10 protein-coding genes are annotated in these 14423 nt (G+C 73.5%); 4 read left to right on the top strand and 6 right to left on the bottom strand.

What is annotated here, in order from left to right:
• Positions 1-124 precede the first annotated feature (124 nt).
• Both ileS and LPA42_RS20020 read right to left on the bottom strand, forming a co-directional pair.
• Positions 125-3298 (bottom strand): isoleucine--tRNA ligase, encoded by a 3174-nt coding sequence (gene ileS, locus LPA42_RS20025; protein WP_077938712.1) that lies wholly within the window; start codon positions 3296-3298, stop codon positions 125-127.
• Positions 3299-3659: 361 nt separating this feature from the next.
• Positions 3660-5243 (bottom strand): alkaline phosphatase, encoded by a 1584-nt coding sequence (locus tag LPA42_RS20020; RefSeq protein ID WP_077938711.1) that lies wholly within the window; start codon positions 5241-5243, stop codon positions 3660-3662.
• A 217-nt stretch (positions 5244-5460) separates the two neighbouring features.
• Here LPA42_RS20020 and LPA42_RS20015 point away from each other — a divergent pair, with 217 nt between their 5' ends.
• Together LPA42_RS20015 and sigJ are read left to right on the top strand one after the other, a co-directional pair.
• Positions 5461-5901, top strand: coding sequence for a carboxymuconolactone decarboxylase family protein (locus LPA42_RS20015; RefSeq protein ID WP_077938710.1), 441 nt, complete (start codon positions 5461-5463; stop codon positions 5899-5901).
• Positions 5850-6890, top strand: a complete 1041-nt coding sequence (gene sigJ / locus LPA42_RS20010) for an RNA polymerase sigma factor SigJ (RefSeq protein ID WP_228986770.1) — start codon at positions 5850-5852, stop codon at positions 6888-6890. Before LPA42_RS20015 ends, sigJ begins: the two co-directional genes overlap by 52 nt.
• 65 nt (positions 6891-6955) lie before the next feature.
• Here sigJ and ndk read toward each other — a convergent pair whose 3' ends face one another.
• Positions 6956-7381: a nucleoside-diphosphate kinase gene (gene ndk / locus LPA42_RS20005; RefSeq protein ID WP_077938709.1), complete on the bottom strand. Its 426-nt coding sequence runs from the start codon at positions 7379-7381 to the stop codon at positions 6956-6958.
• Between the two features lie 143 nt (positions 7382-7524).
• On the opposite strand from ndk, the gene LPA42_RS20000 reads away from it, so the two are divergent.
• The gene (locus tag LPA42_RS20000; protein WP_077938708.1) at positions 7525-8907 is read left to right on the top strand and encodes a VOC family protein; all 1383 of its coding nucleotides are present in this window, start codon (positions 7525-7527) and stop codon (positions 8905-8907) included.
• A 70-nt stretch (positions 8908-8977) separates the two neighbouring features.
• Here LPA42_RS20000 and LPA42_RS19995 read toward each other — a convergent pair whose 3' ends face one another.
• The 3 genes from LPA42_RS19995 to LPA42_RS19985 all read right to left on the bottom strand — a co-directional run bounded on the left by LPA42_RS19995 (position 8978) and on the right by LPA42_RS19985 (position 13466).
• Complete coding sequence (locus LPA42_RS19995; RefSeq protein WP_228986769.1) at positions 8978-9478, bottom strand: DUF4233 domain-containing protein; 501 nt, start codon at positions 9476-9478, stop codon at positions 8978-8980.
• On the bottom strand, positions 9475-10746 hold the full coding sequence (locus tag LPA42_RS19990) for a folylpolyglutamate synthase/dihydrofolate synthase family protein (RefSeq protein ID WP_228986781.1): 1272 nt from the start codon (positions 10744-10746) through the stop codon (positions 9475-9477). Before LPA42_RS19990 ends, LPA42_RS19995 begins: the two co-directional genes overlap by 4 nt.
• 101 nt (positions 10747-10847) lie before the next feature.
• Positions 10848-13466, bottom strand: a complete 2619-nt coding sequence (locus LPA42_RS19985) for a valine--tRNA ligase (protein ID WP_043966699.1) — start codon at positions 13464-13466, stop codon at positions 10848-10850.
• 69 nt (positions 13467-13535) lie between these two features.
• On the opposite strand from LPA42_RS19985, the gene LPA42_RS19980 reads away from it, so the two are divergent.
• Positions 13536-14216, top strand: a complete 681-nt coding sequence (locus LPA42_RS19980) for a hypothetical protein (RefSeq protein WP_077938706.1) — start codon at positions 13536-13538, stop codon at positions 14214-14216.
• Positions 14217-14423: the final 207 nt, after the last annotated feature.

Below are 14423 nucleotides of genomic sequence, written 5' to 3'. Positions count from 1 at the left end.
CGTTCGATGGACGCCGCAGCCGATGGCCGGCACCGCCCCGGGCCGTCACACGACGCGGCCCGGGGCAGTTAGGAGGGGCCCCTTCCTATACAGAAAGCGTTAACAGGGGGCCCCTCCTTACACCTCAGGCGCGGCGCACCGCGACCGTCACGCGGTCGCCGTCGCCGACCTCGCCGGCGAAGCCGGGCCGGTCGGCCCGGTCGGCGAGGTCGGCGTCCTCCGCCACCACCTCGATCGAGTCGGCGAGCACCTCGCGGGCCACGAAATCCCGGTACGCCGCCACCGCCGCCCGGACCTCCGCCGACGCCGACAGCGTCAGCGCGATCCGGTCCGACACGTCCAGGTCGGCGTCGCGGCGGGCCTGCTGCACCACCCGCACCACGTCGCGGGCCAGCCCCTCGGCGGCCAGCTCCGGGGTGACCTCCGTGTCGAGCACGACCACGCCCTCGCCGCCGGGCAGCGGCGCGGAGTGCTCGGCGTCGGCGGCGACCAGGCGCAGCTCGTACTCGCCCTCGGCGAGGGTGACCCCGGCGGCGACGGGGGCGCCGTCGACCAGCTCCCACTCGCCCGCCTTGACCGCCTTGATCACCTGCTGCACCTGCTTGCCGACGCGGGGCCCGAGCGCCCGGGGCACCACGGTCAGCACCTGCTGGCAGTAGCTGGTGACCTCCTCGGAGAACTCCACGACCTTCACGTTGACCTCGTCGGCGACCAGGTCGGCGAACGGCCGCAGCTGCGCCGCCACCGGCGAGGCCACGGTCAGCTTCGACAGCGGCAGCCGCACCCGCAGCCCCTTGGCCTTGCGCAGCGACAGCGCCGCCGAGCAGACGTCCCGGACGGCGTCCATCGCCGCGACGAGGTCGTGGTCGGCGGGGAACTCCTCGGCCGCCGGCCAGTCGGTCAGGTGCACCGACCGCTCGCCGGTGAGGCCACGCCAGATCTCCTCGGCGGTCAGCGGCGCCAGCGGCGCCACCACCCGGCACAGCGTCTCCAGCACCGTCCAGAGCGTGTCGAACGCGTCGGCGTCGCCGGACCAGAACCGGTCGCGGGACCGGCGGACGTACCAGTTGGTCAGGGCGTCGAGGAACGACCGGACCGTCGCGCAGGCCCCCGAGATGTCGTACGCGTCGAGCTGCGCCTGCGCCGTGGCGACCAGCTCGTTGGTCTTCGCCAGCACGTACCGGTCGAGCAGGTGGGTGGAGTCCACCCGCCGCTTCGCCGTGTAGCCGTCGGCGTTGGCGTAGAGCGAGAAGAAGTACCACACGTTCCACAGCGGCAGCAGCACCTGCCGGACGGCGTCGCGGATCGACCCCTCGGTGACCGGCATGTCCCCGCCGCGCAGCACCGGCGACGACATCAGCATCCAGCGCATCGCGTCGGAGCCGTACGAGTCGAAGACGTGGTAAACGTCCGGGTAGTTGCGCAGGCTCTTGGACATCTTGCGCCCGTCGGAGCCGAGCAGGATGCCGTGGCTGAGGCAGTTGCGGAACGCCGGCCGGTCGAACAGCGCCGTGGCCAGCACGTGCATGGTGTAGAACCAGCCGCGGGTCTGCCCGATGTATTCGACGATGAAGTCGCCCGGGTAGTGGTGCTCGAACCAGTCGCGGTTCTCGAACGGGTAGTGCACCTGGGCGAACGGCATCGAGCCGGACTCGAACCAGCAGTCCAGCACCTCCGGCACCCGGCGCATCGTCGACTTGCCGGTCGGGTCGTCCGGGTTGGGGCGCACCAGGTCGTCGACCGCCGGCCGGTGCAGGTCGGTCAGGCGTACGCCGAAGTCCCGCTCGATGTCGTCGAGCGAGCCGTAGACGTCGAGGCGCGGGTAGTTCGGGTCGTCGGACTTCCACACCGGGATCGGCGAGCCCCAGAACCGGTTGCGGCTGATCGACCAGTCCCGGGCGTTGGCCAGCCACTTGCCGAACGAGCCGTCCTTGATGTGGCCCGGCGTCCAGTTGATCTGCTGGTTCAGCTCGACCATCCGGTCCTTGAACTGCGTCACCGCCACGAACCACGACGACACCGCCTTGTAGACCAGCGGGGTGTCGCAGCGCCAGCAGTGCGGGTAGGAGTGGGTGTAGGTGTCCTGCCGCAGCACCACCCCCCGCTCCTTCAGCTCCCGGATCACCGGCTTGTTGACGTCGAAGACCTGCTCGCCCTGGTACGGCGGCACGAGCGCGGTGAACCGGGTGTGGTCGTCGACGGTGACGACGGTCGGGATGCCGGCGGCGTTGCAGACGTTCTGGTCGTCCTCGCCGAAGGCGGGGGCGAGGTGCACGATCCCGGTGCCGTCCTCGGTGGTGACGAACTCGGCCCCGAGCACCTGGTACGCGTTCTCGCCGGCCCGGGAGACCAGGAAGTCGTACAGCGGGGTGTAGCGGCGGCCGACCAGGTCGCGGCCGTACACGGTCCCGAGCTGCTCGTACCCCTCCAGCTCCTTCGCGTACGCGCCCAGCCGCGCCGCGCCCACGACGAACCGGTCGCCGTCGCGCTCCAGCACCGCGTACTCGATGTCGGGGCCGACGGCGAGCGCCAGGTTCGACGGCAGCGTCCACGGCGTGGTGGTCCACACGCCCAGCCGGACCGGCCCGCGCAGCAGCTCGGGGGCGGCGTCGTCGGCGGTCAGCTCGAACCACACGGTCAGCGTGGGGTCGTGCCGGTCCTTGTAGACGTCGTCCATCCGGGTCTCGGTGTTCGACAGCGGGGTCTCGCACCGCCAGCAGTACGCGAGCACCCGGAAGCCCTCGTAGACCAGGCCCTTGTCGTGCAGGGTCTTGAAGGCCCACATGACGCTTTCCATGTAGTCCAGGTCGAGGGTCTTGTAGTCGTTGGCGAAGTCGACCCAGCGGGCCTGCCGGGTGACGTACCGCTCCCAGTCCTGGGTGAACTCCAGCACCGAGGTGCGGCACGCCTCGTTGAACCGGGCCACGCCGAGGTCGAGGATCTCCGCCTTGCTGGTGATGCCGAGCTGCTTCTCGGCGACGACCTCGGCGGGCAGGCCGTGGCAGTCCCAGCCGAAGCGCCGCTCGACGTGCCGGCCCCGCATGGTCTGGTAGCGGGGCACCGCGTCCTTGACGTACCCGGTGAAGAGGTGGCCGTAGTGCGGCAGGCCGTTGGCGAACGGCGGGCCGTCGTAGAAGACGTACTCGTTCTTGCCGTCGTCCCCGGCGGGGCGGGCCTCGACGGACGCCTCGAAGGTCTTGTCGGCCGCCCAGTGCTCCAGCACCCGGCGCTCGACCGCGGGCAGGTCGGGGCTCGCCGGGACGCCGGCGGCGGTCGGGTCGTGCAACGGATAGGCCATCGGGGGTCGCTCTCCTCGCGCAGCTCACTCACGTGTGGGTCTGCGAGGACGAGCCCTTTTCCGGTACGCCGTCACCGGCGCGCCGGGGCAGGCCCGCGGTACCACCCCGCTTGGCGGCCAGGATCGACCGCCCGCTCGTTGCCGGCTGTGACGGGCCGGACCCGTCCGGTTCTACTGGGCCGGGTTGCGCCGGCTGTTCTTCCGGAGGCTCACCGGTGATGGCCGGGTCGTCGCCTTACTGAGGGTCAAGGATACGCGATCGGCGGCGGCGCCCGCCGCCGACTTAACTGCCCCGCCCGGCCCCGGGCGGTTACCGTCTCGCGCGCCACGGCAACCGCCCGCGGACCGGGTCGGGATCAGGTCAGCGGCCCGGGGCGGGCAGGGTGGTGGTCCAGAGCGACCCGCCGTCGCGGTCGCGCAGGTGCACCGTGAACGCGCCCGACTCCCCGTCGATGGCCACCTCGCCGAAGTGCTGGAAGCCCTCGGCCGGCGACGTGTTCGCCCGCGGCGGGGCGTTGACGAAGACCGCCTTCGGGCCGAACGTGCCGTCCAGGGCGTTCGGCCCGAACGCGCCCGCGTGCGCCGGCCCGGAGACGAACTCCCAGAACGGGGTGAAGTCCGCCACCGCCGCCCGCGCCGGGTCGTAGTGGTGCGCCGCCGTGTAGTGCACGTCGGCCGTGAGGAACACGATCCCGGTCACCCCGGCCCGGTGCGCCGAGCCCAGCACCTCGGCGAACTCCAGCTCCCGCCCGGCGGGCGCGCCGGGGTCGCCCTGCGCCACGCCCTCCTGCGCCGACCCGTCCGGCACCACCAGGCCGATCGGCAGGTCGTTGGCGATCACCTTCCACGTCGCCCGGGACCGCTTCAGCTCCCGGACCAGCCACGCCCGCTGCTCCCGGCCGAGCAGGCCACGCTCCGGGTCGGCGTACGTGTTGCCGTCGTTGGGGTCCTTGTAGGTGCGCATGTCCAGCACGAACACGTCCAGCAGCGGCCCGTACGACAGCTTCCGGTACAGCGGCCCGCCCGCCGGCACCGGCAGCCACTCGCCGAACGCCTGCCGGGCCCGCGCGGCGAGCACGTCCACCCGCTGCTCGGTGTACCGGGCGTCGGCCAGGACCTCGCCGGGATACCAGTTGTTGGTCACCTCGTGGTCGTCCCACTGGTTGACCTGCGGCACCTCGGCGACGAACGCCCGCAGGTGCTCGTCGAGCAGGTTGTACGCGAACTGCCCCCGGTACTCGGCGAGGGTCTCGGCGACCTTGCTCTTCTCCGGGGTGACCAGGTTGCGCCAGATCCGGCCGTCGGGCAGCGTCACCGTCTCGGCGAGCGGCCCGTCGGCGTACACGGTGTCGCCGCTGCACAGGAAGAAGTCGGGGCGGACGGACCGCATCGCCTGGAAGATCCGCATCCCGCCGAAGTCCGGGGCGATGCCCCACCCCTGCCCGGCGATGTCGCCGGTCCAGACGAACCGCACGCCCCGCCGGCCGTGCGCGCCGGGCGCGGTGGCGAACGAGCCGACCAGCGGCTCGCTGCGTACCCCGTGCCGGTCCAGGCTCTCCACCGACACCCGGTAGTGCAGCCGCTCGCCGCACGGCAGGCCGCGCAACCGCACCCGGCCGGTGTGATCGGCGGACGGGTCGAGCACCGGGCCGCGCAGCAGCCGCGCGCCGCGCAGGTCGGGCCGGCGGCTCACCTCCACCCACATCCGGCCCGGCCGGTCGGCGCGGGTCCACACCAGCGCCGAATCGGCCGTGACGTCGCCGCTCTGCACGCCGTGGGTGAGCACGGGCCGGCCGGAGGGCCGCCAGGCGGGCGCGCCTGCCGGCGGGGTCGCCCCGGCGCCGGTGGCCTGGGCGCCGGCCGCGCCGAACAGGGCGCCGCCGGCCAGGCCCGCCCCGGTCGCGAGGCCGGCGCGCAGCAGGGTACGTCGGTCGAGAGAAGTCATCTGTCCCCTCCACGGGAAGTTGGTCACCAGTGGTGTACCGGGGGCAGGTGTGCTGTCGCGGCGGGCCGGATGACCGGCGGGGGAAGGCCGACTGACCAGTCGGGGGCGCCGTGCCCCCGCGCGCCGCCGGGATGACGCGCGTCACACCGCGAGCCGTCACATCCGGGCCCTCGCCGACCGTCGTGACGGGTGCATGCTCACGACGATGGGAGGCACGATGAGCCGGATCGACCTGACGGCGGTGGCGCCGGAGGCCTACCGGGCGGTGGCCGGGCTGGAGCGCTACGCCCGGGACAACGTCGACCACACGGTGCTGGAGCTGGTGAAGCTCCGGGCGTCCATGCTGAACGGCTGCGCGTTCTGCGTGGACATGCACAGCCGGGAGGCGCTCGCGGCGGGCGAGTCCAGCCGGCGGCTGTTCGCCGTGGCCGCCTGGCGGGAGGCGCCCTTCTTCGACGAGCGGGAACGCACCGCGCTCGCGCTCACCGACGCGCTCACCCGCCTCGGCGAGCACGGGGTGCCCGACGACGTGTGGGACGCCGCCGCGAAGGTGTGGTCGGACAAGGAGCTGGCGGACCTGACGGTCGCGATCGCCACCATCAACGTGTGGAACCGGATCGTGGCGGCCACCCGACGCCGCCCCTCGACGCACGAGTGACGGCACCGGGGGCGCGGCTGGCCGGGAGCGGGTGCGGCCCCGGCCGCGCGCCGCTTCCGCCGGCGGAGCCGGGCCGGGCGACGGCAGCCGACGCGACGGGGGCGGCCGGCGCGCTCGACGCGCACCGGCCGATGCTGCTCGGGCTGGCGTACCGGCTGCTCGGCAGCCTGCACGACGCCGAGGACGTGCTCCAGGACGCCTACCTGCGGTGGCTCGGCGCCGACCGGGCGGCCGTGGCCGAGCCGCGCCGTTACCTGTCCCGGGTGGTCACCCGGCTGGCGATCGACCGGCTCCGCGCGCGGCAGGCGGCCCGGGAGACGTACGTCGGTCCGTGGCTGCCCGAGCCGGTGGCCACCGCGCCCTCGCCCTTCGGGCCGCCGGTCGAACCGCCCGTCGGGCCACCCGAGCACGCGGAGCTGCGCGACTCGCTCTCGCTGGCGCTGCTGCACCTGCTGGAGCGGCTGACCGCGCCGGAGCGCGCCGTCTACGTGCTGCGCACCGCGTTCGCGCTGCCGTTCGCGGAGATCGCCGAGATCCTCGGCCGGTCGGCGGCGGACTGCCGGCAGCTGCACCACCGGGCGACGGACCGGGTCGCCGCGGACCGCCGCCGCTTCACCGCGGGCCCGGGCGAGCAGCGGCGGCTGCTCGACGCGTTCCTCGCCGCCGCCCGCGACGGTGACCTGGCCCGGCTGACCGCCCTGGTGGCCGACGACGTCACGGCGTGGAGCGACGGCGGCGGGCGGGTCCGGTCGGCCCGCAACCCGGTGCGCGGGGCGGACCGGGTCGCCCGCTTCTTCGCCGGCGTCCACGGGCCCCGCAGGCGGCAGCCGCCCCGCCTCGCCCCGACCGAGCTCAACGGCCAGCCGGGGGTCGTCATCCACTGGCCCGACGGCCGGCGGTACGCGCTGGCCGTGGCCGCCGCCGACGGCCGGATCACCGGCCTCTACCTGGTCGGCAACCCGGACAAGCTCGCCGGGCTGGCGGCGTGAGGCGACCGGGCGGGCGGCACCGCCGCCCGCCGGTCGGATACCCGTCAGTCCGGCTCGGGAACCCGTCAGTGCAGCTCGGGGAACCAGAGCGCGATCTCGCGCTTGGCGCTGTCGGTCGAGTCGGAGGCGTGCACCAGGTTCTCCCGGTTGGACAGGGAGAAGTCGCCGCGGATGGTGCCGGCGGCGGCCCGGCGACCGTCGGTGCTGCCGATCATGCCGCGCACGACCTCGATGACCTGGTCGCCGGCGAGCACGAGCGCCACCAGCGGGCCGCCGGTCATGAAGCCCTTCAGCGGCGGGTAGAACGGCTTGTCGACGTGCTCGGCGTAGTGCTGGTCGGCGAAGTCGCCGTCCATCGTCCGGGACACCATGGCGTCGATCCGCAGGCCCTTGCGCTCGAAGCGGGAGAGGATCTCGCCGACCAGGCCACGGCGGACCGCGTCGGGCTTGATCAGGACGAGGGTGCGCTCGTCCGGGCTGCTGCTGGACACGCTGGGTTCCTCCTGTGCGCGGAAGGCGGCTCGGCTGGGTACGGTCAGCCTAGCGACCCGGTCCCGGCGCCGGCGCGGCGGCTGCTCTTTCCCTGGGTCGCCGATCCGGCCTAGCCTGGCCCTTGACTCCAGGGAGGTCCACTGTGGCTAACGGGAACCGACCCATCGCGCCGGTACGCAAGCTCATCGCCGCGGTGCTCGGCACCGTGGCGACCTTCGTGGTCCTGTTCGGGCTGGGCATGACCAGCTGGGCGATCGTGGCGCTCGGCGTGGCGCTGGTGGTGCTGGCGATCGCGCTGGCCACCGTGCGCGGCGGCGGGCGCACCTGGGTCGTCGGCGTCGGGCACGTGCACAGCGCCTCCGAGCCCCCCACCACGTATGCGTTCGGCCGCTGCGAGCTGCAACTGGTCATCGACGCGCCGGGCATGCCGCCCCGGTCGAAGAAGATCATCGAGCCGAGGGTGCCGGTGGCGAAGTGGCCGTCGGTCGGCCAGTCCCTGCCGATCCGGGTGGCCCTGGACGACCAGCGCCACGTCCGGGTCCTCTGGGACGACGTGCCCACCCACGCGGAGACCGCCGCCGCGGTGGCCGCCGACCTGCCGCCCGAGTTCGGCGGCCCCGACCCGGTCGACGAGGTGCTCATCGGGCAGGAGGCGCCGCCCTGGGCCGACCGGGGCCCGGACGACGACTACCACGACGACCCGCGCGACCCGTCGGCACCCGACCCGCTGCGCGACGACCTCCAGCCGCTGCACGACGACCTCGGCCCGCTGCCGGAGGACCGGGAGCCCGTCGTGATGCACCACCGCCCCGGCGGACCGGTCGTGCTGGAGGGGACGCTGGTGGAGCCGAGCGCCGGCCAGTTGCCCCGCCGGGCGACCCCGGCCCCCCGTTCCCCGGCCGAGGAGCGCTTCGCGGCGACCGAGGAACGGTTCGACCCGGCCGACGAGCGGTTCGAACCGACGGTGCCGGTGGAGACCATCGACGCGGGCCCCGCGCCCGCCGACCCGGTCGACGCGCGCCCCTCCCTCGACCCGATCGACGTGCCGCTGGACGACCCGGGCACCCGGCCGGCGCCCCTGGACCAGGCCGAGCTGGACGAGGCGATCTTCGGCTACGACCCGGAGGCCGAGCCGGCCGACGCCGCCGCCCCGATCAGCGGCGTCGGCATCACCCTGCTGGTCACCGACCTGGGCCGCTCGCTGGAGTTCTACCGGGACACGCTCGGCTTCACCGAGGTCGACCGGGGCTCCGGCAACGCCGTGCTCGCCTCCGGGGCGACCCGGCTGGTGCTGCGCGAGGTCGCCGGTGCCGCCCCCATGAGCCGCCGCCTCGTCCACGTCAACCTGGAGGTCGACGACATCCAGGGCGCGTACGAGCGGATGCGCGACTCCGGCGTCCGCTTCACCTACGCCCCCCGGGTCGTCAACCGGGGCACCAAGCTGGAGGTGTGGGCGGCGGCGTTCCGCGACCCGGACGGCCACGGCGTGGCCCTCACCCAGTGGCGCACCCGCGCCGACGCCTGAGGCGCAAGGAAGGGCCCCCTGTTAACGCATTCGGTAGAGCAGGGGGCCCTTCTTAACACCCACCGGCGGCTCAGCGGCCGAGGATCACCCGGCGCACATGCAGGGCGTAGCCCCAGACCAACGCGAAGATGATGCCGAGCGCCAGCAGCGACCAGTGCAGCAGCCCGGCGAGCATCAGCGCCCCCTGGAGCACGGTGCCGGCGTGCCACGCCCACGGGCGGCGCATCATGCCGGCGAGCGCCACCGCCGCCATGGCCAACAACACGATCACCGCGACGGCCGCGCCGCTGAGCTCGCCGCCGACCACCCGGATCGGCTGGATGGCGAGCAGCAGCACCAGCGCCTCCAGGCCCAGCGTCCCCGCCCCGAGGCCACGCACGGCCCCCGCGGGGTTACGCAGCCCGGACCGCCGCTGCCCCGCCGTCTCGCCGCCCGAGCCCCCGTCACCGCCCCCACCCGCAGTGTCGCCGCCCGAGCCCAGCCCGTCGCCGCCCGAGCCCGCCCCGTCGTTCGCGTCCGCGCCGGACCGGCCGGGCCCGGCCGGCGACGAGGGGTCCCTGGGGGACGTCATCGCTTGAGCAGCCGGCGGGCGTCGGCCACGGTCACCACCGAGCCGGTGATCAGCACGCCGACCCCGGCCAGTTCGCCGGGCACGTCGGACTCGGCCTGGGCCACCGCCGCCTCGATCGCGTCGGGCATCTCCTCGGCCACCTCCACCCGGTCCGCCCCGAAGACCTCCCGGGCCAGCTCGGCCAGCTCCTGCTCCGGCATCGCGCGGGGCGAGGAGTTGCGGGTGACCACCAGGTGGTCGAGCACCGGCTCCAGCAGCTCCAGCAGGCCCGCCGCGTCCTTGTCGCCGAGGACGGCGAGCACGCCGACGAGCTTGCTGAACGCGAACTCCTCCTGCAGCGCGGTGACCGTGGCGGCCATCCCGTGCGGGTTGTGCGCGCCGTCGAGCAGGATCGTCGGGGCGGTGCGCACCTTCTCCAGCCGGCCGGGCGAGCTGACGGCGGCGAACCCCTCCCGGACGGCCTCGACGTCGAGCTGCCGCTTCGCCCCCGCCCCGAGGAACGCCTCCACGGCGGCGAGCGCCACCGCCGCGTTCTGCGCCTGGTGCGCGCCGTGCAGCGGGACGAACATCTCCTCGTACACCCCGCCGAGTCCCTGGATGTCCAGGACCTGGCCGCCGACGGCGACCGACCGGCGCAGCACGCCGAACTCGGACCCCTCGCGGGCGACGGTCGCGCCGACCTCGGCGCAGCGCTCCAGGATCGGCCGGGCGGCCTCCTCCTCCTGCGCCGCGCAGACCACCGTGGCCCCCTTGTGGATGATTCCGGCCTTGTGCAGGGCGATGTCCTGGAGCGTGTCGCCCAGCCACTCGGTGTGGTCGAGCCCGATCGGGGTGAGCACCGCCACCCCGGCCTGGATCACGTTCGTGGCGTCCTCCGCGCCGCCGAGCCCCACCTCGACCACGGCGACGTCCACCGGGGCGTCGGCGAACGTCGCGAACGCCAGGGCCGTCGTCATGTCGAAGTACGTCAGCGGCTCGGCGGAGCGCTGGTCGACCAGCTCGGCCAGGGGGGCGATCTCGCGGTACGTGGCCACGAACCGGTCCTCGCCGACCGGCTCCCCGTCGAGGCTGATCCGCTCGCGGACGCTCTCCAGGTGCGGGCTGGTGTAGCGGCCGGTGTGCAGCCCGAACGCCCGCAGCAGCGAGTCGATCATCCGGGCGGTCGAGGTCTTGCCGTTGGTCCCGGTGAGGTGGATCGACGGGTACGCCCGCTGCGGGCTGCCGAGCAGGTCGAGCAGCGTCTCGATGCGGTCCAGCTCGAAGTGCATGCGGGTGAAGCCGCGCCCGTTGAGCGCGGCCTCCACCTCGGCGAACTCGGTGCGGCCACCGTCGCCCCCACGGGCGCGGTCGGTGCGGTCGGTGCGGTCGGTCACGAGGGCAGCGCCTCCAGAGCGGCGTCGATGCGGACCAGGTCGGCCTCGGCGGTGGCCAGCCGCTCGCGGATCTTGGCGACCACCGGCTCCGGGGCCTTCCCCACGAACGCCGGGTTGTCGAGCTTCGCCCGGGCCTGGGCGACCTCCTTCTCGGCCGCCGCCCGGTCCTTGGTGAGCCGGGCCCGCTCGGCGGCCACGTCGATCGACCCGCGGGTGTCCAGCGCGACGCTCACCTCGCCGGGCATGGCGAGCGTGGCGCTGGCCTGGAAGTCGTCGGCGGGCGGGTCGAGCCGGACCAGCGACCGGATCAGCCGCTCGTGGCCCGCGATGCCCGCGCCGGCCAGGCCGTCGAGCCGCGCGACCACCCGCTGGGTGGGCCGCAGGCCCTGGTCGGACCGGAAGCGCCGGATCTCGGTCACCACCCGCTGGACGGTGCCGACTTCGCCCTCCGCGGCGTCGTCGATTCCGGTACGGTCGGCAGCCGGCCAGGCGGCCGTCATGACCGTCTCCCCGCCGGTGAGGGCGATCCACAGCTCGTCGGTGACGAACGGGATCACCGGGTGCAGCAGCCGCAGCAGCTGGTCGAGCACGTGCCCGAGCACCCGGCGGGTGGCGTCGGCCCCCGGCCCACCCTCGGCGAGCACCGGCTTGCTCAACTCCACGTACCAGTCGCAGACGTCGTCCCACGCGAAGTGGTAGAGCAGGTCACAGACCTTCGCGAACTCGTACGCCTCGAACTGCTCGTCCACCTCGGCGGTGACGTGCGCCAGCCGGGACAGGATCCACCGGTCGACGGTGGAGAGCTCCCCGGCCGCCGGCAGCGGCCCGTCGACGTGCGCGCCGTTCATCAGCGCGAAGCGGGTGGCGTTCCACAGCTTGTTGCAGAAGTTGCGGGAGCCCTGGCACCAGTCCTCGCTGACCGGGACGTCCTGGCCGGGGTTGGCGCCCCGGGCGAGGGTGAACCGGGTCGCGTCGGCGCCGAACCGGTCGATCCAGTCCAGCGGGTCGACCACGTTGCCGAACGACTTCGACATCTTCTTGCCGTGCTCGTCGCGCACCATGCCGTGCAGGGCGACGACGTCGAACGGCTGCCGGCCGTCCATCGCGTAGAGGCCGAACATCATCATCCGGGCGACCCAGAAGAACAGGATGTCGTAGCCGGTGACCAGGACGCTGGTCGGATAGAACTTCGCCAGGTCCGGCGTCTGCTCGGGCCAGCCGAGCGTGGAGAACGGCCACAGCCCGCTCGAGAACCAGGTGTCCAGGACGTCCTCGTCCTGGTGCCAGCCCGCGCCGGTCGGCGGCTCCTCGTCGGGGCCGACGCAGACGATCTCGCCGTCCGGGCCGTACCAGACGGGGATGCGGTGGCCCCACCACAGCTGGCGGGAGATGCACCAGTCGTGCATGTTGTCGACCCACGCGAAGTAGCGCTTGGCCAGCTCGGCCGGCTCGATCTTCACCCGGCCGTCGCGCACCGCGTCACCGGCCGCCTTCGCCAGCGGGCCGGTGTTGACGAACCACTGCAGCGACAGCCGCGGCTCGACCGTGGTCTTGCACCGGGAGCAGTGACCGACGGCGTGCACGTACGGCCGCTTCTCGGCCACGATCAGGCCCTGCTCGCGCAGCGCGGCCACGATCGCCGGCCGGGCCTCGTAGCGGTCCAGGCCCTGGAACGGGCCGTGGGCGGTGATCACCCCGCGCTCGTCCATGATCGCCAGGGCCGGCAGGCCGTGCCGCTGGCCGATCTCGAAGTCGTTCGGGTCGTGCGCCGGGGTCACCTTCACCATGCCCGTGCCGAAGGCCGGGTCGACGTGCTCGTCGGCCACGATCGGGATCCGCCGGCCGGTCAGCGGCACCTCGACCTCGGTGCCGATCAGGTGCTGGTACCGCTCGTCGTCGGGGTGCACCGCCACGGCGGTGTCACCGAGCATCGTCTCGGCCCGGGTGGTGGCGACCACCACGTCGGCCGAGTATCGGATCGAGACCAGCTCGCCGTCGTCGTCGGTGTGCTCGACCTCGATGTCGGACAGGGCCGTCAGGCAGCGCGGGCACCAGTTGATGATCCGGTTGGCGCGGTAGATCAGCCCGTCGTCGAAGAGCTTCTTGAACATGGTCTGCACGGCCCGGGAGAGGCCGGCGTCCATGGTGAAACGCTCCCGGTCCCAGTCGACGGCGTCGCCGAGGCGACGCATCTGGCCGAGGATCGCGCCGCCGGACTCGGCCTTCCACTGCCACACCCGCTCGACGAACTTCTCGCGGCCCAGGTCGTGGCGGGACAGGCCCTCCCCCGCGAGCTGCCGCTCCACCAGGTTCTGGGTGGCGATGCCGGCGTGGTCCATGCCCGGCAGCCACAGCGCCTCGTAGCCCTGCATCCGCTTGCGCCGGGTCAGCGCGTCCATCAGCGTGTGCTCGAACGCGTGGCCCATGTGCAGCGAGCCGGTGACGTTCGGCGGGGGGATGACCACGGTGAACGGGGGCTTGTCGCTCTGGGCCGACGCCCGGAACCGGCCGCCGGCTACCCACTGCTCGTACCGTCGCTGCTCTACCTCGCCCGGCTGGTACTGGGCGGACAGGGTCGGGGCGTCGGGGCGTCGGGCATCCAGTCTCTCGGTCACCCTCAAAGTCTACGGAGCGCTTCCGAGGACCTGACGTGCGCCACCTGTTGTTCGCGTACGGTGTCGGCTATGTCCGACGCGCATCTCACGCAGCGTTCGCTCGCCGACGAGCCCGAGCCGATCGACCTCACCGAGGAACCGATCCGGCTCGGCAACCAGGACCCGGAGGACGGCCCCGGCCGCGCGCCCCGATCCCGGCGCCGGCGCATCGTCCTCGCGGTGGTGTTGGCGGCCGGCCTCGCGGGGGTGGGCGCGCTCGGCATCGCCGGCTGGCGGGTGGCGCAGCAGAAGGACACCGAGCTGTCGAGCCCCGACACCGTCGCCGGCCTGCGACGGGACGACAGCGAACGCGCCCGCAGCACCGCCGAGTACCTGCGCGACGGGTTATCCGCCGACATCGACCTGGACCGCAGCTTCGGCACCGTCTACCGGGACCCGGCGGACGACAAGCGGTCGGTGCTCATCTTCGGCGGTACGACCCTGCTCTGGCAGCCGGAACGCGACCTGGACACCCTGTTCCGCCTCATGACGGACGAGACCGGGAAGGTCACCGGCCTGCGGGAGGTCTCCCCCGGCCGGTTCGGCGGGGTGATGAAGTGCGGCACGACCAGCGGCGAGGGCGGTGACTTCGCGATCTGCGGCTGGGCCGACCACGGCAGCGTCGCGATGGCGATGTTCCCTGGCCGGCCCGTGGACTCCGCCGGTGACCTGCTGCGCCAGATCCGCGAGGGGATCCAGACGCGCTCCTGATCCCGCCCGGGGATCCGCGATCCGCTGGCGGCTCCCCGGGCCGGTTCCGGCAAGCGGGTTCGTCGCCGCATCTGGTCCCGGACGCGTTTCAGGGCCACCCCGGTTGGGGTGGCCCTGAAACGAAAGAATGTCCGGCGGTGTCCTACTCTCCCACACCCTCCCGAGTGCAGTACCATCGGCGCTGGAGGGCTTAGCTTCCGGGTTCGG

The sequence above is a fragment of the Micromonospora sp. DH13 genome (genome assembly GCF_020873825.1).
GTDB lineage: Bacteria > Actinomycetota > Actinomycetes > Mycobacteriales > Micromonosporaceae > Micromonospora > Micromonospora haikouensis.
The sequence above is the reverse complement of the archived record's forward strand: the minus strand, read 5'-3'. Positions and strand labels throughout refer to the sequence as shown.

Excerpts from the sequence above, each read along its gene's own strand:
- ileS (WP_077938712.1), bottom strand. The coding sequence starts at position 3,298 with ATGGCCTATCCGTTGCACGACCCGACCGCCGCCGGCGTCCCGGCGAGC.
- LPA42_RS20020 (WP_077938711.1), bottom strand. The coding sequence starts at position 5,243 with ATGACTTCTCTCGACCGACGTACCCTGCTGCGCGCCGGCCTCGCGACC.
- LPA42_RS20015 (WP_077938710.1), top strand. The coding sequence starts at position 5,461 with ATGAGCCGGATCGACCTGACGGCGGTGGCGCCGGAGGCCTACCGGGCG.
- LPA42_RS19995 (WP_228986769.1), bottom strand. The coding sequence starts at position 9,478 with ATGACGTCCCCCAGGGACCCCTCGTCGCCGGCCGGGCCCGGCCGGTCC.
- LPA42_RS19990 (WP_228986781.1), bottom strand. The coding sequence starts at position 10,746 with ATGCACTTCGAGCTGGACCGCATCGAGACGCTGCTCGACCTGCTCGGC.
- LPA42_RS19980 (WP_077938706.1), top strand. The coding sequence starts at position 13,536 with ATGTCCGACGCGCATCTCACGCAGCGTTCGCTCGCCGACGAGCCCGAG.